Below are 18,127 nucleotides of genomic sequence, written 5' to 3' on the forward strand. Positions count from 1 at the left end.
CGCTAGCCCTTCAGGGCGTCGTGGAAGGCGGCGGCGAGGTCCAGCAGCTCGGCGTCCTCGGTGGTGGTGAGCTGGAGGTCGAGCAGGATCTCGTGCACGCCCGCCTCGGCCGCGGCGCTCAGGTACTCCGCGATCTGCTTGACCGTGCCGCTGCGCGGCACCGCCCCCTCCGGCGCGGGGGAGCCGGTCACCTTGGGGTTACAGCGCAGGACCATCCGCAGCCGGTCGGGATCGCGCCCGGCCTCCTCGGCGGACTGGCGGATCGCGGTCCACATGCCGGTGAGCATGGGCAGCGGCAGGGCCGCGGTGAGCCAGCCGTCGGCCCGGCGGCCGACGCGGCGCAGCGCGGCGGGCGCGAACCCGGCCAGGTAGACCGGCAGGTTCTGCGGCTTGGGCTCGATGGTGCTGGGGGTGATGGTCCACCGGTCGGAGGAGTACTCGACGGGGTCGGAGGTCCAGATCGCCTCCAGCGCGTCCAGCATGTCGTCCAGACGGGCCGCGCGGTCGGCCCAGGGGCGGCCGTTGGCGGCGTACTCCTCCCGGGACCAGCCCAGGCCGAAGCCCGCCACGGCCCGGCCGCCGCTGAGCCGGTCGAGCGTGGCGAACGATCGGGCCACCAGCGGCGGGGAGTACCAGCAGGCGTTCAGGGTGCTGGTGCCGAGCCGCACCCGCTCGGTCACCGCCGCCGCGACCGACAGCACCGCCACCGGGTCCAGGAACGTACGGTGCTGCGGCGGGATGGTGCCGTCGCCGCCCGGGTAGCGGTCCAGCGGCCGGAGCGGGCTGAGCAGCCGGTCGCCCACCCACAGGCTGTCGTAGCCGATCCGCTCCGCGCCCGTCGCCACCGCCGTGACGCTGCCCAGCGAGGCGAACGCCCCGTACTGGGCCACTGCCAAGCCGAGGTCCACCGGGTCCTCCCTACTGCTTGCGGCCGACGCCGCACAGGATGAGCGATGTGTCCGGAGGGTCGATCGGGTCGTGGTCGGGGCGCCACTGCGGCAGCCAGACCACGCCGGGCTCCACCAGCTCCAGGCCGGTGAACAGCGCCTCGATCTCGGCGCGGGTGCGCAGCACGAGCGGGGACGTGGCTTTCTGGTAGACCTCGGTGCCCTTGTCCACGGCGGCGGCCCGCGCGTCGCGGGTGCCGTGGGACAGGGCCAGCAGGCTGCCCGGCGGCAGCGCGTCGCGCAGCGTCGCCATGATCCGGGCCGGGCCGTCGTCCTCGGTGATGAAGTGCATGACCGCGACCAGCAGCAGCCCGATCGGCCGGCTGAAGTCCAGGGCCTTCACCACGTCGGGATGGGTCAGGATCTCCTCCGGCCGGCGCAGGTCGCCCTGGACGATCGTGGTCCCCCTGCCCGCCCCCGCGAGCAGTGCGCGGGCGTGGGTGAGCACCACCGGGTCGCGGTCCACGTACACGACGTGCGGCTCGGTGACGACCTCGCCCGCGACCTCGTGCACGTTGCCCTGCGTGGGCAGCCCGGTGCCGATGTCCAGGAACTGGGTGATGCCCTCGCGGGCCATAAACCGCACCGCCCGGCCCAGGAAGGCGCGGTTCTCGCGCGCGGCCAGCCGCAGCTCCGGGGCGACGGCGAGGATCTTCTCCGCCGCCTCGCGGTCGGCCGCGAAATTGTCCTTGCCGCCCAGGTAGTAGTCGTACAGCCGAGCGACGTTGGGCGTCGTCGGATCGAAGTCCAAGCGCGCTCCTGAGGCACCTCGGGTTCCGGCGTCGGTACCGGTTGGTACGACCAGCCTATCGATCTTTTGTACACCCGTGTACGGTCTGGGCGGCGATCGGCCCCCGGCGTACGACATGGGCGCGTGAGTCGTGAGGCGCCGGACTGCGGGGTAGTCGCACCCCTGGGGCCGTCGGGGGACGGCCGGCGGGAGGACGCCAGATGATCCGAGGGTATGCCGAGCAGCCCAGCCCCCGCGCGGGCGGCCAGGTGACGCTGCGCGTGGCCACCGACGCGCCGGAGTTCCGGGTGGAGCTGTACCGGTGCGGCGACGGGCTGGTCCCGTGCGACAAGACGCCGTGGCTGCCCGGGGTGTACGCGCCCCAGCACCTGCCCTTCCACGACTGGGGCCGGCCCGGCACCGGGTTGCGCGGGGAGGCGCTGGCGCCGTGGGCCGCCTACCCGCTCCCGGCGCCCGCCGAGCCCGGCGTGTACGTCGCGGTGCTCGTCGAGGGCGACGGCCGCGGGCGCGACACCACCGACCCCGACCGCACCACCCCCGACGGGCGGGACGCCAGGGCCCTGTTCGTGGTACGCCCGCGCCGCCCGGCCGCCCCGATCCTGTACAAGCTCCCGCTGCTCACCTACCACGCCTACAACCTCGTGGACGGCCGCGCGTACGACCCGGCCTCGGGGGAGGGGCACTGGTGCCTGTACAACACGCCCCGCCCCGGCGACCTGCCCACCCCGGTCCCGCCCGGCGTGGGGCTGCACCGGCCCGGCGGCGGCACCGGCGGCACGCCGTACGACATCGGGAACCACGACCCGTTCGACCCCACCCCGCGGCAAACCTACGTGCACTGGGACGGCCGGTTCGTGGCCTGGCTGGAGCGCGAGGGGTACCCGGTGGACTTCTGCACCGACGTGGACCTGCACCGCGAGGGGCGGGCGCTGCTGGAGCCGTACCGGCTGCTGGTCAGCGCCGGGCACGACGAGTACTGGAGCGACGCGATGCGCGCCGCGGTGGAGGAGCACGTGGCCGCGGGCGGGCACGCCGCCTTCTTCGGCGGCAACACCTGCTGGTGGCGGGTGGTCTTCCACGACGAGACGACCTTCTCGCGCGTCGGCTTCTGGCACGAGCAGGGGCACCCGGAGAACACCCTCATCGGCGTCAGCTTCCGCAACGGCGGCGAACGCGACCGCGACGACCACCCGCGGCCCGTCGGCTACCGGGTGCAGCACGCCGGCCACTGGGTCTACGCGGGCACCGGCCTGCGCGACGGCGACGTCTTCGGCGAGCAGGACTACCTGATCGGCTACGAGTGCGACGGCGCCGTCTTCGACCGCTCCGCCTACGAGGCGGGCGCCCCCGCCCGCCCCACGGGCGCCGACGGCACCCCGCCCGGCTTCCTCATCCTGGCCGTGGGCGACATCCGCCCCAGCGGCTGGGGCCACGGCAACGGCGCCGCCACCCTGGGCCTTCACACCCCCTGCGGCACCGTCTTCAACGCCGCCACCACCGACTGGCCGCGCGCCCTGGACACCTGCCCCGAGGTGGCCCAGATGACGAGGAACGTGCTGAACGCGCTCTCCCGCCCCTAACCGGGCCGGTCTTCGTGGGCGGGGGGCCAGTCGCGGCCGGGGACGGGGGGCTCATTGCGTTTGCGGATCAGGTAGGGCGGCATGGCCAGGGCGTGCATGTGGGTGGCGCGCAGGGTCTCGATGGAGTGTTCCGGGGTCTCCGTCAGGGGGGCGCCGGGGCCGTTGAGCGAGGTGTTGATCAGGACCGGGCAGCCGGTGCGCTCGTGCCAGCGGCGCAGCAGGGCGTGCAGGAAGGGGGTGGTGTCCTCGGTCACGGTCTGCAGGCGGGCGGTGCCGTCCACGTGGGTGATGCCGGGGAGGGCGTCGCGGTGTTCGGGGCGGACGTCGGCGGCGTACTGCATGAACGGCGCCGGGCGGTCCACGTCGAAGATCCGCGGGGCGTGCTCGGCCAGGACCAGCGGCGCGAGAGGGCGGAACCACTCGCGGCCCTTGACCTCGAAGTTGATGTAGTCGCGCATCTGCGGCAGCCGCGGGTCCCCGAGGACGCTGCGGTGGCCCAGGGCGCGCGGGCCCGACTCGCTGCGGCCGTGGTGCAGTCCGACCACCCGGCCGCTCTCCAGCAGCTCGGCCATCGCGGCGATCAGGTCCTCGGGGCGCTCGGCGACCAGGTCGCCGGGCAGGCCGCGTACGGCGGCGGCGATGGCGCTCTCGTCGGGCTCGGGGCCGAGGAAGTCGTCGCGCCAGCGGAACCGGCTGTCGATGCCCAGGTGCTCGATCAGGCCGTACAGGGCGCAGCCGACCGCGGTGCCGCCGTCGTGCGGGCTCGGCGGGATGAAGATCTCCTGGAACGGCGACTCGCGGATCAGGATGCCGTTGGCCGAGCAGTTCAGCGCGGTGCCCCCGGCGAAGACCAGGTTGGCCGAGCCGGCGCGCTCGTGCAGCCGGCGTACGAGTTGTGACAGCGCGTCCTCGAAGGCGCGCTGGCCGGCCGCCGCCAGGTTCGCGCACCGGGCGAAGGGGGCCTCGCCGTAGCGGTAGCCGTCGCGGTCGCCCTGGAAGACCGCCAGCCACTCCGGCGGGATGTGCACCTCGTGGCCGCGTACGTCCAGGGGCGGCAGGCCGAGCGCGCCCGGGTCGCCGTACGGGGCCAGGCCCATCACCTTGCCCTCGTTGCCCTCGCCCTCGGGCCAGAGCATCCGGGTCAGCAGGGAGTAGAAGCAGCCCAGCCCGGCCGGGCGCGCCCAGTCGCCGTCCCAGAGCTGCTTGGCCAGGCATTCGACCCGGCCGCGTTCGCACCGGTAGAAGGAGCTGATCTCCAGCATGTCCGGGCCGGTGCCGGGGGGCAGTTCGACCGGCTCGGTGAAGTCGCGCACCGGGCTGCCCTGGGCGTCCACGACCAGGCCGGCCGCCTCCTGGAACGGCGAGGGCGGGAAGGCGCTGTAGAGGTGGGTGAGGTGGTGCGAGACCCGGATGATCGGGGTGTCCTCGCGCAGGCTCAGCGTCTCGCGCAGTTCCTCGTGGTAGTCGGCCAGGTGGGCGATCTCCGCGTCGGAGGAGTAGCCCTCGACCACCAGATCGACGGTCTCCTTCAGCAGCGGCATGTGCGGCAGGTACCGGTCGGGCAGGTCGCCGAGCCGGCCCCAGTGGTGCTTGCGCCTGCTGATGCGCTCCTTCTGCAGGCTGTACACCTCGTCCTCGCCGCGGGCGACCGCGATGGAGCCGTCCTGGGTGCGGTTGATGCCGACCACGATGCGCGTCATCTGGTTCCCCCCTGGAACGTCAGAAGAAGACCCCCGCTTGGGTACCCGGGGTCGTCTCGCCGCCATCTCTGCGACGGGTCAGGAATCTCCCTTTCGTCAGGGTTTGTACTAAGCGGCGTGGGTGCGGCGGCGGGCCAGCAGGGCGCCGGCGGCGACCAGCCCGGCGGCCGTGAACAGGCGCCGCATGGCCGTCTTGCGCCTGCCGTGCCAGCCCCCGCCCACGGCGGAGGGCATCGGCGTGTAGAGGTTGCCGGAGGTCGCCGGGGCGGCGCGGCGGCGGGCGAAGTGGTGCCGCTCGGTCATCTTGGCCATCCGGCGCTCGGTCCTGCCCGGCATGCTGCGCTGCTGCCAGGCCATGAACCGGGCCGCCGGCCCGACGTACGTCTCGCGGCGCGGCTTGCGCGCCAGCCGTACGATCACGCGCGCCACCCGCTCGGGCGTGTAGACCGGAGGCATCGGGCGCACCGCCCGTCCGGTGTAGTCGGCGGCGTGCTGGAACAGCGGCGTGTCGATGCTGCCCGGCAGCACCGTGCACACGTGCACCCCGCGCACGCCGTCCACCAGCAGTTCCTGGCGCAGCGACATGCTCAGCGCGCGTACGGCGTGCTTGGTGGCGGTGTAGGCGGCCGTGTACGGCTGCGCCACCTCGCCCGCCACGGAGGAGACGTTGATCAGCACGCCCCGGCCCTGCTCCCGGAAGATGGGCAGCGCGGCCCGCGCCCCGTGCACGTACCCGAACAGGTTGGTGTCCACGACCTGCCGGAAGTCGCGCATCGGCGCCGTCTCCACGGTGCCGAACATGGTGACCGCGGCGCAGTTGACCCAGGTGTCGATGCGGCCGAAGCGCGCGCGGGCGCGGGCGGCCAGCTCGCGTACGGCGGTCTCGTCGGTGACGTCCGTCGGCACCGCGAGCACGGTCGCCCCGCGCCGGCGGCACTCCTCGGCGGCGTGTTCCAGTTCCTCGCCGCTGCGTGCGGCGAGCACGAGCGAGGCGCCCCGCCGGGCGAACTCCAGCGCGGTCGCCCGCCCGATGCCGCTCGACGCTCCGGTGACGACCACGACCGATCTGTGCAGAGGAGGCAGAGGAGTAGCCATGTCCTCCGGGCTACCCCGCGGGCGTGCCCTAAACGGCACGCCCTCGCCCGGAGGCCGCGCTCCGGCGCTCAGCCGGGGGTCTCGCGGAGGATGTCCTGCTCCAGGACGGTCTCCAGGGCCAGCTCGCGGTAGCCCGCGGTGTCGAACAGGACCGTGAGCCGGTCGGGGTCACGGCGGATCACCTCGCCGCCGCCCCAGGCCGCGTGCTCCACCCGGGCGTGCACCTGGAATGGGCCCGGGGTCTCCGGCTCCTCGCCGCCGGCTCGCCCCGTCCGGCAGTTGTCGCAGTCGCCGCACGGGCCGGGCATGTCCTCGCCGAAGTAGGACAGCAGGAAGACCCGGCGGCAGTCGTGGGTCTCGGCGTAGCGGCGCATCATCTCGATCCGGCTGCGCTCCACGTCGCGGTGCTCCTCGGCGAGGCGGCGCGCCTCCTCGGCCGCCTCCGGCACGGACTCCTCCCGCGGCACGGGCACGACCGCGCGGGTGCTCAGCCGTACGGCGCCGGCCTGCTGCAGCAGGTTGAGCAGGGAGGTGACCCGCCGCGGCGACAGACCGGTCGCCGCGGCCAGTGCCCGCCGATCCGTGCCCTGCCCCGATTCCTTCCCCGCCTCCCGGACGAGTTCCAGCACCCGGGCCAGGTCGCCGGCGTCGGGCACGCCTCCGGTGAAGAACCGGGCCAGGCGCAGGTCGTCCGGGTCGTAGCACAGGACGGCCCGCGCGGGGGCGCCGTCGCGGCCCGCCCTGCCGATCTCCTGGTAGTAGGAGTCCAGGGAGCCGGGGGCGTCGGCGTGCACCACGTACCTGACGTCGGGCTTGTCGATGCCCATGCCGAAGGCGCTGGTCGCCACGACCGCGTCCAGCTCGCCGGTCATGAACGCCTTCTGCACCCGCTCCCGGTCCCGGCGCGACATGCCGCCGTGGAAGCCGGTGGCCCGCAGGCCCAGGGACGACAGCAGCTCGGCGTACTCGGCCGTCTCCCGGCGGGTGGCCACGTAGACGATCCCCGTGCCGCCGCCCCGGGCGGCCTCGGCGACGCCGTCCTGCTTGTCGTCCTGCTTGTCGTCCTGCTTGTCGGTCTGTTTGGCGCCGCGGGCGTGCCGCACCTCCAGGCCGATGTTGGGCCGGTCGAAGCCGCGCACGATCTGGACCGGGTCGCGCATGCCGAGCCGGCGTACGATCTCGGCCCGTACGGGCGGCGCCGCCGTGGCGGTGAGCGCGGCCACCGGCGGGTGCCCCAGCGCCTCGATCACGGCGTCCAGCCGCAGGTAGTCGGGCCGGAAGTCGTGGCCCCAGGCGGAGACGCAGTGGGCCTCGTCCACCACGAACAGCGAGGGCCGGGTCGCCTTCAGCTCCTCCAGCACGTCCGGGCGGGCGAGCTGCTCCGGGGCGCAGAACAGGAACTCGGCCTCGCCGTCGCGCAGCGCCTGGAAGGAGGCGTTCCGCTCCCCGGCCGACTTGTCGGCGTTCACGCTCACCGCGTCCTCCTCCAGGTGGCGCAGGCTGCGCACCTGGTCGCGCTGGAGCGCGATCAGCGGCGAGACGACCAGCGTCGGGCCCTTCAGCAGCAGCGCGGGCACCTGGTAGATGGCCGACTTGCCGGAGCCCGTCGGCATGACGGCCAGCGTGTCGCGGCCGGTGGCGAGGGCGGTCATGGCGGTGAGCTGTCCCGGGCGCAGCTCGTCGAGCCCGAACTGCTCGCGCGCCGCGGTGAGCACCCGCTCCTGCGCGCTGTCCTGATCGGTCATTTCCGTCATCTGCCCAGATCAGGGCATGTATCCCTTCTTTGGGTTCTTCCATACCTGACCCATACGAACCCGGCGCATCCCCGCTCACTTGCAGGGAAGCGACTACCCATGACCGAGAGAGCGCTGCGCGGGGGGCCGCGCCCGCGTCGCCGGAGCAGGCCGTGAAAGGGCGGTTGGGCTCACTGCGGCGCGAGCGCCGGGTCCTGGACGAGATGGAACGCGTGCTGCGGCGGGAGTGTCCCGAGCTTGAGGCGGCGATGACGCTGCTGGACGCCCACGCGCCGCGGGACGGCCGGGGGCCGGACGGCGGGGACCGCCCGGCGGCGACCGGGCAGGAGGTGGGCGCGTGGGAACTGGTGGGCGTGCTGGCGGCCATGGCCACGTTCGTGATGATCATGATCGCCGTGACGCTGTGGGGATGACATGACCGAAATGCCCAAGGCAATCGCGGGGCCGAGCGCGTACCTCGACGATCGCCTCGGCGCCGGGAACTTCCTCCGGCGCAACCTGCGCAAGATCTTCCCCGACCACTGGTCGTTCCTGCTCGGCGAGATCGCGCTCTACTCGTTCATCATCCTGCTGCTCACCGGGACGTTCCTGACGTTCTGGTTCCAGCCCAGCATGCACCACGTCGTCTACGACGGGCCGTACGAGCCGTTGAAGGGCGTGGGCATGTCGGCCGCGTACGACTCGGCGCTGCACATCAGCTTCGAGGTGCGCGGCGGGCTGCTGATGCGGCAGATCCACCACTGGGCCGCGCTGCTGTTCGTGGCCGGCCTGGTCGTGCACATGCTGCGGATCTTCTTCACCGGCGCGTACCGCAAGCCGCGCGAGCTGAACTGGCTGATCGGCATCGTGCTGTTCGCCCTGGCCCTGGTCGAGGGCCTGACCGGCTACTCGCTCCCGGACGACCTGCTGTCGGGCGCGGGCCTGCGCATCACCCAAGGGGTGCTGCTGTCGATCCCGCTGGTCGGGACGTACCTGTCGTTCTTCCTGTTCGGCGGCGAGTATCCCGGCGAGGACGTGATCCCGCGCTTCTTCACCATCCACATCCTGCTCATCCCGGGCATCCTGGTGGCGCTGATCACCGTCCACCTGATCCTGATGTGGGTGCAGAAGCACACCCAGATGCCCGGCAAGGGACGTACCGAGGCCAACGTGGTGGGGGCCCCGCTGATGCCGGCGTTCATGGCCAAGTCGGGCGCCTACCTGATGTTCACCTTCGCGGTCCTGGCCGGGCTGGCGACGTTCACGCAGATCAACCCGATCTGGCTGTTCGGGCCGTACACCCCGGCCGACATCTCCGCGGGTTCGCAGCCCGACTGGTACATGGGCTTCCTGGAGGGCTCGTTGCGCATGATGCCCGCCTGGGAGATCAACTTCCTGGGGTACACGCTGACGCTGAGCGTGCTCATCCCGGCCCTCGGGCCGATCGGGCTGATCTTCACGGGCCTGGTGCTGTATCCGTTCCTGGAACGCTGGATCACCGGCGACCGGCGCGAGCACCACATCTGCGACCGTCCGCGCAACAACCCGCACCGCACGGCGATCGGAGTCGCGGCGATCACGTTCTACGGCGTGCTGCTGCTGATCGGCGCGAACGACCTGCTCTCCGCGAACCTGTACGTCTCGCTGTTCGCCACCACGTGGTTCGGCCGCTTCGCCTTCTTCCTCGGCCCGGCCATCGCGTACGTCATCACCTACCGCATCTGCGTCGGCCTGCAGCGCCGGGACGCGCAGCTACTGCACCACGGCGTGGAGTCCGGGGTGATCCGGCGCTCCCCGCAGGGCGAGTACACCGAGATCCACGTGCCGCCCGCCGAGGACATCGCGGCCCACGTGCGCGGCAAGAAGCCGGTCCCGGTTCTGGAGTCGGCGGACGGCAGACGCCCGGACGGCGAGGTCCTGCCCCAGGCCGCACGCGGGCCCCTCGGCCGGTTGCGGATCTGGATGAGCCGGACGTACGGCGGGGAGAAGGCGCCGCTGGAGGGCGACGGCCACGAGCGTACCGGCGAGAGCGCCGCCGTGGCCGCCCGCCGCGGCGAGCACGGCGAAGGGAAGACGCGATGACCAGGGTGGAACCGTCGCCCCAGGCGCACGTGATGCCGGTGCCGGCCCGCAGGCCCGTCGGCAGCATCATCACCTCGTGGCTGTCCACGACGGACCACAAGGTGATCGGCTACCTGTACCTGATCACGTCGTTCGGCTTCTTCCTCGCGGCGGGGATCATGGCGCTGGTGATCCGGGCCGAGCTGGCCCACCCGGGCCTGCAACTGGTCACCAACGAGCAGTACAACCAGCTCTTCACCATGCACGGCGCGATCATGCTGCTGCTGTTCGCGACCCCGCTGTTCGCCGGCTTCGCCAACGTGGTCATGCCGTTGCAGATCGGCGCGCCCGACGTCGCCTTCCCGCGGCTGAACGCGGTCAGCTACTGGCTGTTCCTGTTCGGCGGGCTGATCACCGTCGCCGGGTTCTTCACCCCCGACGGCTCGGCGTCCTTCGGCTGGTTCGCGTACACGCCGCTCTCGACCGAGGTCTACACGCCCGGCGTGGGCGGCGACCTGTGGATCATGGGCCTGGTCGTGGCCGGCCTGGGCACGATCCTGGGCTCGGTGAACTTCATCACCACCATCATCTGCATGCGCGCGCCCGGCATGATGATGTTCCGGATGCCGATCTTCACCTGGAACGTCCTGCTCACCTCGATCATGGTGCTGCTGGCGTTCCCGGTGCTGGCCGCCGCGCTGCTGGCGCTGGAGGCCGACCGCAAGCTGAACACGCACATCTACGACCCCACGACCGGCGGCCCGATCCTGTGGCAGCACCTGTTCTGGTTCTTCGGCCACCCGGAGGTGTACATCATCGCGCTGCCGTTCTTCGGCATCGTGACCGAGGTGCTGCCGGTGTTCAGCCGCAAGCCGCTGTTCGGCTACGTCGGCCTGGTCTCGGCCACCATCGCCATCGCCGGGCTGTCGATGACGGTCTGGGCGCACCACATGTTCCCCACCGGGCAGGTGCTGCTGCCGTTCTTCTCCTTCATGACCTTCCTGATCGCGGTGCCGACGGGGGTGAAGTTCTTCAACTGGGTGGGCACCATGTGGCGTGGCCATCTGAGCTTCGAGACGCCGATGCTGTTCGCGATCGGCTTCCTGGTCACGTTCCTGCTGGGCGGGCTGACCGGCATCATCCTGGCCTCGCCGCCGCTGGACTTCCACGTCACCGACACCTACTTCGTGGTGGCCCACTTCCACTACGTGGTCTTCGGCACGGTGGTGTTCGCGATGTTCGCCGGCTTCTACTTCTGGTGGCCGAAGATGACCGGCAAGATGCTCAACGAGCCGTTGGGCAAGATCCACTTCTGGATGCTGTTCATCGGCTTCCACACCACGTTCCTGGTGCAGCACTGGCTCGGCGTCATCGGATTCCCGCGCAGGTACGCCGACTACAGCCCGGCCGACGGGTTCACCGGCCTCAACCTGGTCTCCTCGATCGGCGCGCTCATCCTGGGGCTGTCCACGCTGCCGTTCATGTACAACGTCTGGCACACCGCCCGCAAGGGCCGCTGGGTGCACGTGGACGACCCGTGGGGGTTCGGCAACTCCCTGGAGTGGACGACGTCCTGCCCGCCGCCCCGGCACAACTTCACCTCGATCCCGCGCATCCGCTCCGAGCGGCCCGCCTTCGACCTGCGCCGGCCCCACCTGCGCCGGGGCGTGGACACGGCCCGGGACTACCCCGAGCGGCTCGAACCGGGCCACTAGGCCCGGTCGCGGGCGAGCGCGGCCCGTACGTCGTCCTCGATGAGGTCGGCGTTGATCGCGACGGCCGCGGTCAGCCCGCCGCCGGCCGCGGTGATGACCTGGGCGGAGGAGTCCACGACGTTCCCGGCCGCCCACACCCCCGGCACGCTGGTCGCGCCGGTGTCGTCGGCGCGCACCCAGCCCGACTCGTCGCGGGCGCAGCCCAGCCCGGTCAGCAGGGTGTCGTTGGCGGTGCAGCCCGGCATGACGAACAGGGCCACCAGCGGCTCGAAGGCGTCGCCGGCCAGCCGTACCCCGGTCAGCCGGTCCCCTTCGACCACCAGCAGGGCGATCGGCTCCTCGACCACCCGCACGTCGCGAGCCGCCAGCCTGCGCCGCTCCTCCCCGGACAGCGGCGGCTCGTGCTGGAACAGCGTCACGTCGTGGGACCACTGGCGCAGCTCCAGCGCGTGCTGCGATCCCTCGGGGCCGGTGCCGAGGACGCCGATCCGCTGGTCCTCCACGCCCTGCCCGTGACAGTACGGGCAGTGCAGCACGTCGCGGCCCCAGCGTTCCGTCAGGCCCTGGAGATCGGGCAGCAGGTCCTGCACGCCCGTGGCCACCAGCAGCCGCCGCGCCCGCACGTCCTGGTGTCCCTCCAGCGCCACCTCGAAGCCCCGCCGGCCGTCGCCGCGCACGCCCGTCACGGTCCCGGTGACGATCTCGCCCCCGGCCTCGCGCACCTCGGCCCGGCCCAGCTCCAGCAGGTCGCCGGGGGCCGCGCCCTCGCGGAACAGGTAGCCGTGCACGTGCGCCGCCGCCGCGTTGCGGGGCGTGCCCGCGTCCACCACGAGCACCCGCCTGCGGGCCTGCGCGAGCACCAGCGCCGCGCTGAGCCCGGCGGCGCCGCCCCCGATCACCAATACGTCGCAATCCATATCGGGCCCCTTGTAACCCCGTCGGCGCATGTCAAACCGCCCATTACCAACTCCGCGCCGTCCGGCGGCCTGCCCTGGAGATTGCCGCCGGGCCCGCCGGGTAGGCCCGGCACGACGGAGAGGGGCGGACCAGCATGGACACGATCACGCGCCGCGAGATCGCGGTGCCCGGGGCGATCCTGGGCGTCGGCCTCGGCGGGTTCGTGGACGGCATCGCGCTGCACCAGATCCTGCAGTGGCACCACATGCTGAGCAGCACCGACACCGACAGGATCGGCATCCGGTACTACTCCCCGGAGACCGTGCCGGGCCTGCAGATGAACACGCTGTGGGACGGGCTGTTCCACACCTTCACCTGGCTGGCCGTGCTGACCGGGATCGGCCTGCTGTACTCGCGGGTGACCCGCTCGCGCGGCCGGGTGTGGCGCTCGCGGGCGCTGTGGGGCTGGGTGCTGGCGGGCTGGGGCATGTTCAACCTGGTCGAGGGCGTGATCGACCACCACCTGCTGGGCATCCACCACGTGCGGACGGGCCCGTACCAGCTCTGGTGGGACCTGGGGTTCCTGCTGCTGGGCGCGCTGCTGGTGCTGGCCGGATGGGCGCTGCAACGCACCGCCGGCGCCGTGGACCTGTGCCGGTCCCGCACATGATCCTGCCCCTGACCGCCCACGAGCCAGCGCCGCTCGCGGGCGTGGCCGCGCTCGCCCTCGCGTACGCGGCCCTCGCCGCGCGGCCCGGCCCACGCCGGTGGAGCCGGTGGCGCACCGCGAGCTTCGTGACCGGGTGCGCGCTGCTCGCCCTGGCCCTCGCCGTCCCGATCGGGACCGGCTTCCCGGCGCACATGGCCCAGCACCTGCTGATCGGGATGCTCGCGCCGACGGCCCTGGTGCTCGGCGCGCCGATGACCCTGGTCCTGCGTTCGCTGCCCCCGCCGTACGCCCGCCGCGTCACGGCCGTGCTGCGCCGCGGGCCCGTACGCGTGCTCGGCCATCCCGTGACCGCGCTGCTGCTGAGCACGGGCGGCATGGCGGCGCTGTACTGCACACCGCTGTACCGGCTCAGCCAGACGGGCATGCTGCCGCACCACCTGCTCCACCTGCACTTCCTGCTGGCCGGCTACCTGTTCGCCTGGTCGGTCGCGGGCCCCGACCCGGCGCCGCGCCGCCCGTCCGTGCCGTTCCGGCTCGTGGTGCTCGGCGTCGCCGTCGCCGTGCACGCGGGCCTCGCCCAGCTCATGTACGCCGGCCTGCTCGTGGACGTCCCGGCCCCGCCGGGGGAGCTGCGCGCCGCCGCGGAGCTGATGTACTACGGCGGCGATCTCGCCGAGCTGCTGCTGGCCCTGGCCCTGGTGACCACCTGGCGCCCGGTTAAGCAACCTGAGTTGACTAAGTCGGAATTAGTCAACTAGGGTTGCTCGCATGTCCGGCGAAGACATCCCCGCCGTCAGCGACCCCGCCGACGCGCTGGCGGCCGTGGCCGCGCTGCGCCGCCTCGCCGACCGGCTCGAAGACGCCGCCGTCGAGCAGGCGATGCGCTCGGGCTGGAGCTGGCCGCAGGTCGCCGAGGCCCTGGGCGTGACGCGCCAGGCGGTGCACAAGAAGCACGCCAGGCGGCTCATCGCCGCCGGGGTCAAGCTGAGGAGACGATGAACGATGGCCGCCATCGACGAGTACATCAACGCCATCACCGAGCGGGCGGTGGAGGAGGCCCGGCAGGAGGGCGCGGCGGCGGTCGAGGCCCAGCACCTGCTGCTGGCCGTCGCGGCCGGGCAGGACCCGGCCACCCGGCGCGTCCTCGCCTCGGCCGGGCTGGACGAGCAGGCCATCCGCGCGGCGCTGGAGCGGGAGTTCGAGCACAGCCTGAGCGCGGCCGGGGTGTCGCTCTCCGGCTTCCGCCTCCCGAGGCCGAGCCCCGCGCTCGACCGCCCCAAGCTCGGCGCCTCCGCCAAACTCGCCCTGGAACGCGGCTTCGCCTCCGTCTCCCGCAAGCGCGACCTGCGCCCCGCGCACCTGCTGCTCGGCGTCCTGCTCGCCGAGGCCGGCACCGTACCGCGGGCCCTCGCCCTGGCCGGCGTCGAGGCGGCCGAGCTGGCCGCCGCCGTGCGCCGCGAACTGCCGGCCTGACCCACACCTCCTCCCACCGAAGGAACGATCCCCTGATGACCACCCCCATGCCCGGCCCCGTGACCACCCCTGCCCCGCCGCTGCGGCGCCTGCTGGACCGCGCCGTGACCGAAGGCGGTGTGCCCGGCATCCTCGCCGAGCTGCGCACCGAACACGGCCGCTGGTCCGGCACGGCCGGAGCCGCCGACACCGCCACCGGCGCCGGGCGCGATCCGGAGCACCGCTACCGCATCGGCAGCACCACCAAGACGTTCGTGGCCACCGTGGTCCTGCTCCTCGCGGCCGAGGGCCGGCTGAGCCTGGACGACACCGTGGCGACCTGGCTGCCCGGCCTGGTCACGGGCAACGGCCACGACGGCACGAAGGTCACCATCAGGCGGCTGCTCGACCACACCAGCGGGATCTTCAGCCACACCGGCGACCCCGAGGCCGTCAACGTCCACGAGCACCCCACCCCGGAACAGCTCGTCCGCGTGGCGATGGCCCATCCGCCCGCCTTCGCTCCCGGTGCCGGCTGGGCGTACTCCAACACCAACTACGTCCTCGCCGGGATGATCGTGGAGCGGGTCACCGGCCACGACCTCGCCGAGGAGATCGCCCGCAGGATCACCGGGCCGCTCGGCCTGTCCGGCACGTACCTGCCGCGAGACGACGACCCCGTGATCCAGGGCCCGCACTCACGGCACTACACCAAGCTGTTCCGCCCCGAACCCGACGCCGAGATCCTGGACGCGACCGAGCTGAACCCGGCCCCGTTCTGGGCGTCCGGCGACATGATCTCCACGGCCGGCGACCTCACCCGGTTCTTCGCCGCGCTGCTCGGCGGCCGGCTGCTCCCGCCCGAGCAGCAGCGGGAGATGTTCACCACGGTCGCGACCCGCGACTGGCTCGCCGACTCCCGCTACGGCCTGGGCGTCTCGGTGCTGACCCTGCCCTGCGGCGCCGAGGTGTGGGGCATGGGCGGCGCGATCTTCGGCTCCTACTCCTACGCCTACGGCACCCGCGACGGCCGGCGCGTGCTCGCCGTCAACGTCAACGGCGACTGGGCGACCGGCCCGTGGCAGGACCCCATCGGCATCTTCACCGACATGCTCCACGCCGAGTTCTGCCAGGACTGAGCCTCACGAACGTCACCGAGTCCCACCGGTCTTCGCACCGGCAGCATCATCGGGGGTGGCCGGATCGCCGGCCGTGAGCGGCTCGTCGGCGGCGAGCGAGCGGAACAGCGTACGTGCCTGCGGCAGCCACTCCACCCGCCCCCGGTACGCCGTGGAGAAGCGCCACGGCACGGTGACGAAGTGGATCCGGTCGCCGGTCAGCCCCCGCGCGGTCATCGCCAGATCCCGCATCACCCCCGGGGTCAGGGCCGGATCGGTGGTGACCGACTTGGTGGCCGCGTCCAGGAACCCGAACAACCGCGTCGGATCGGTCAGCGTCTCGCCGCTCATCGCCTTCTTCGCCATCGCGCGGACGAAGTCCTGCTGCCGCTCGATCCGCTCGATGTCGGTCCCGTCGCCCAGGCTGTAGCGGGCCCGCACGTACCCCAGCGCCTCCTCGCCGTTCAGCGTCCGCCACCCCTTGGGCAGGTCGAGCCGCACGTACTCGTCGTGGATCGGCTCCGGCAGGTACACGTCCACCCCGCCGATCGCGTCCACCATGCCCTTGAACCCGGTGAAGTCCATCTGCACGAAGTGGTCGATGTGGATGCCGGTGAGCTTCTCCACCGTCTTCCAGGTGCACGCGATCCCGCCCCTGGCGAACGAGGAGTTGATCATGCCGAGGTGCCCCTGCTGCCCCGGCAGCCCGTCACGGGCGCGGCAGGCGGGCAACTGCACCAGCGAGTCGCGCGGGAAGCTGACCACGACCGCCTCGTTCCGCGCCGTGGACAGGTGCGCCAGCATGATCGTGTCGGTACGCTCCCCGGCTTCGGCGTCGGGCCCCTCCCGCCGGTCGGACCCCACCACCAGGATGTTCACCGCCGCGGTCGCCGTCTTGGCCGGGCGGGCGTCGCCCAGGTCCTCGCGGGTGACCTCGATGTGCCGCACGTTCCCGGTCAGCCGCGCGTACACGCTGTACACGGCCCCGGCCCCCGCCAGCATCACCACGAGGAGGAAGACCAGCGCCCACAGTAACCAGCGGCGCCGGCGCCGGGGCCGCGGCGGGTCCTCGGACGCCGGCTGCAGATCGAGCAACCCACTGCTCACGCGAGTCTCCAGGAAAAGGGCCAGGGTGACCGGACCGGTCCTTACGCACCTGGAAGGGGGCCGGTGGGATGATCGAGTGTACCGAGCGGTGGCGCCGAGGCGTAAGGGGAGCCGACCGCCCGAGGCGGTCAGGCCATCATCGGCAGCTTGCGGTCCAGGCCGGTGATGTGCAGTATCCGCGACACCCGCGGGCTGGGCGCGGCCAGCACCAGGGTGACGCCCTGCGCGCGGGCGCGCTGCTGGATGCCGATCAGCACGGCCAGGCCGGACGCGTCGCAGAACGACACCTGCGACAGATCGAGCACGAGCATGCTGTGGCTGTAGCGCAGCGTCGCGAGCAGGTCCTGCCGCAGCGCCGCGCTGGTGAGCACGTCGATGTCGCCGGACAGGGTGACGGTGGTGGGCGATGACGGGCCCGCCCTGCCGAGCGGGGCGGTGTCGGTGACGGTCATGATCTTCTCCGATCGATGCAGAGGGACGAAAGCGGCGGGCCGGCGGTCACGCGGGCCGCTGCCGTAGCCGTGAGGCGGCAGACGGTGCGCCTTCAGGCGCCCCGGAGGGTCGCGCAGAGGTGGGCGGCGTCCCTGGCGGTGAGGCCCAGCGCGGTCCCGGCCCCACCGCCGATCGTGTCCGGCGGGATGACCAGCAGGACGATGGGCTCGCCGTCCGAGAGGATCAAGGTGATCAGGCGCGGGTCGGAGCCGTGGAATCGGCCGACCCTGATCCGGCGTCCGCGTGCGGGAATCTGCCGCGGGACGTTCTCCCAGGACTCCATACGCACTTCGACACGCAGCGTCGTCCGGCCGAGCCGCTGGTCAACGGCCGCGATGAGTCCGGGCAGTTCCGCGGCGGCGTCGCGAGAGTAGGGCCACCAGGCGCCATCGACGCCGGCACGCCGGCCGCGCACCGCGTCCAGGCTGAGCCGGACGGTGGAATCGACCTCGGGAACCCTGACGGCCACGGCGCTGAGCGGATCGGGATAGGTGAGAAATGTCGGCGTCATGGTCGCCTGGCCTGTCCGGGCCCCGACGGGACCCGCTGATGATCTATCGCCGCGGCGACGCCGACCTGACTGTCAGCGCACGGAATTCCTCGGTGTTTTCAATCTACCTCATCCGCGCCCCGAATCCCGGGATCCCGACCGCCGATGCGGTCAAACCTCGGTCACGCGCAGTAGACGACCCATGCCCGCCCCCGCGACCACGCGCAATAGAGGACCCATGCCCGCCACCGCGACCGGCGACCCGTCCACGGAGACGACGGCACACGCCCGCCCTGGATCACGCGTAATAGAGGCCCCC

Annotated in this window: 18 protein-coding genes; 9 read left to right on the forward strand and 9 right to left on the reverse strand. The window is 72.4% G+C overall.

Annotation, left to right across the window (positions count from 1 at the left end; genetic code table 11):
* Positions 1-2 precede the first annotated feature (2 nt).
* Together HNP84_RS40805 and HNP84_RS40810 are read right to left on the reverse strand one after the other, a co-directional pair.
* Positions 3-908, reverse strand: coding sequence for a TIGR03619 family F420-dependent LLM class oxidoreductase (locus HNP84_RS40805; RefSeq protein WP_185055438.1), 906 nt, complete (start codon positions 906-908; stop codon positions 3-5).
* Between the two features lie 10 nt (positions 909-918).
* On the reverse strand, positions 919-1,698 hold the full coding sequence (locus tag HNP84_RS40810) for an SAM-dependent methyltransferase (protein WP_246519308.1): 780 nt from the start codon (positions 1,696-1,698) through the stop codon (positions 919-921).
* Positions 1,699-1,898: 200 nt separating this feature from the next.
* On the opposite strand from HNP84_RS40810, the gene HNP84_RS40815 reads away from it, so the two are divergent.
* Complete coding sequence (locus tag HNP84_RS40815) at positions 1,899-3,278, forward strand: N,N-dimethylformamidase beta subunit family domain-containing protein (RefSeq protein WP_185055440.1); 1,380 nt, start codon at positions 1,899-1,901, stop codon at positions 3,276-3,278.
* Here HNP84_RS40815 and HNP84_RS40820 read toward each other — a convergent pair.
* From HNP84_RS40820 to HNP84_RS40830, 3 genes are all read right to left on the reverse strand, one after another.
* Positions 3,275-4,978, reverse strand: a complete 1,704-nt coding sequence (locus tag HNP84_RS40820) for a carbamoyltransferase family protein (RefSeq protein WP_185055441.1) — start codon at positions 4,976-4,978, stop codon at positions 3,275-3,277. The two genes, HNP84_RS40815 and HNP84_RS40820, sit on opposite strands and share 4 nt — an antisense overlap.
* A 108-nt stretch (positions 4,979-5,086) precedes the next feature.
* Complete coding sequence (locus tag HNP84_RS40825) at positions 5,087-6,073, reverse strand: SDR family oxidoreductase (protein WP_185055442.1); 987 nt, start codon at positions 6,071-6,073, stop codon at positions 5,087-5,089.
* 68 nt (positions 6,074-6,141) lie between these two features.
* A complete protein-coding gene (locus HNP84_RS40830) occupies positions 6,142-7,818 on the reverse strand; it encodes a RecQ family ATP-dependent DNA helicase (RefSeq protein ID WP_185055443.1) in 1,677 nt (558 codons plus the stop codon).
* 161 nt (positions 7,819-7,979) lie between these two features.
* On the opposite strand from HNP84_RS40830, the gene HNP84_RS40835 reads away from it, so the two are divergent.
* The 3 genes from HNP84_RS40835 to ctaD are packed head-to-tail and all read left to right on the forward strand — an operon-like array spanning position 7,980 to position 11,582.
* Positions 7,980-8,240 carry a DUF3040 domain-containing protein gene (locus tag HNP84_RS40835; protein ID WP_185055444.1) on the forward strand — a complete coding sequence of 87 codons (261 nt, stop codon included), beginning with the start codon at positions 7,980-7,982 and terminating at the stop codon, positions 8,238-8,240.
* Between the two features lies 1 nt (position 8,241).
* Positions 8,242-9,888, forward strand: coding sequence for a cytochrome bc1 complex cytochrome b subunit (gene qcrB / locus HNP84_RS40840; protein WP_185055445.1), 1,647 nt, complete (start codon positions 8,242-8,244; stop codon positions 9,886-9,888).
* Positions 9,885-11,582 carry an aa3-type cytochrome oxidase subunit I gene (ctaD, locus tag HNP84_RS40845; protein ID WP_185055446.1) on the forward strand — a complete coding sequence of 566 codons (1,698 nt, stop codon included), beginning with the start codon at positions 9,885-9,887 and terminating at the stop codon, positions 11,580-11,582. The genes qcrB and ctaD overlap by 4 nt, the downstream gene beginning before the upstream one ends.
* Here the strand turns inward: ctaD and HNP84_RS40850 are convergent.
* A complete protein-coding gene (locus HNP84_RS40850) occupies positions 11,579-12,499 on the reverse strand; it encodes an NAD(P)/FAD-dependent oxidoreductase (RefSeq protein WP_185055447.1) in 921 nt (306 codons plus the stop codon). The genes ctaD and HNP84_RS40850 overlap by 4 nt on opposite strands.
* A 134-nt stretch (positions 12,500-12,633) precedes the next feature.
* Here HNP84_RS40850 and HNP84_RS40855 point away from each other — a divergent pair, with 134 nt between their 5' ends.
* The 5 genes from HNP84_RS40855 to HNP84_RS40875 are packed head-to-tail and all read left to right on the forward strand — an operon-like array spanning position 12,634 to position 15,740.
* Positions 12,634-13,149 (forward strand): DUF2243 domain-containing protein, encoded by a 516-nt coding sequence (locus HNP84_RS40855; RefSeq protein ID WP_185055448.1) that lies wholly within the window; start codon positions 12,634-12,636, stop codon positions 13,147-13,149.
* The gene (locus HNP84_RS40860) at positions 13,146-13,907 is read left to right on the forward strand and encodes a cytochrome c oxidase assembly protein (RefSeq protein WP_185055449.1); all 762 of its coding nucleotides are present in this window, start codon (positions 13,146-13,148) and stop codon (positions 13,905-13,907) included. Before HNP84_RS40855 ends, HNP84_RS40860 begins: the two co-directional genes overlap by 4 nt.
* Positions 13,908-13,917: 10 nt before the next feature.
* Positions 13,918-14,148, forward strand: a complete 231-nt coding sequence (locus HNP84_RS40865; protein WP_185055450.1) for a hypothetical protein — start codon at positions 13,918-13,920, stop codon at positions 14,146-14,148.
* A 3-nt stretch (positions 14,149-14,151) separates the two neighbouring features.
* On the forward strand, positions 14,152-14,622 hold the full coding sequence (locus tag HNP84_RS40870; protein WP_185055451.1) for a Clp protease N-terminal domain-containing protein: 471 nt from the start codon (positions 14,152-14,154) through the stop codon (positions 14,620-14,622).
* A 35-nt stretch (positions 14,623-14,657) separates the two neighbouring features.
* Positions 14,658-15,740: a serine hydrolase domain-containing protein gene (locus HNP84_RS40875; protein WP_246519309.1), complete on the forward strand. Its 1,083-nt coding sequence runs from the start codon at positions 14,658-14,660 to the stop codon at positions 15,738-15,740.
* A gap of 12 nt (positions 15,741-15,752) precedes the next feature.
* Here the strand turns inward: HNP84_RS40875 and HNP84_RS40880 are convergent, their stop codons facing one another.
* From HNP84_RS40880 to HNP84_RS40890, 3 genes are all read right to left on the reverse strand, one after another.
* On the reverse strand, positions 15,753-16,826 hold the full coding sequence (locus HNP84_RS40880; protein ID WP_185055452.1) for an LCP family protein: 1,074 nt from the start codon (positions 16,824-16,826) through the stop codon (positions 15,753-15,755).
* A gap of 128 nt (positions 16,827-16,954) precedes the next feature.
* Positions 16,955-17,278: an STAS domain-containing protein gene (locus tag HNP84_RS40885; RefSeq protein ID WP_185055453.1), complete on the reverse strand. Its 324-nt coding sequence runs from the start codon at positions 17,276-17,278 to the stop codon at positions 16,955-16,957.
* Positions 17,279-17,370: 92 nt separating this feature from the next.
* Entirely contained in the window at positions 17,371-17,829 is a 459-nt protein-coding gene (locus HNP84_RS40890; RefSeq protein ID WP_185055454.1) for a DUF5994 family protein, read from the reverse strand.
* Between the last annotated feature and the right edge of the window lie 298 nt (positions 17,830-18,127).

This window comes from Thermocatellispora tengchongensis (assembly GCF_014202315.1).
GTDB classification, from domain to species: Bacteria; Actinomycetota; Actinomycetes; order Streptosporangiales; family Streptosporangiaceae; genus Thermocatellispora; species Thermocatellispora tengchongensis.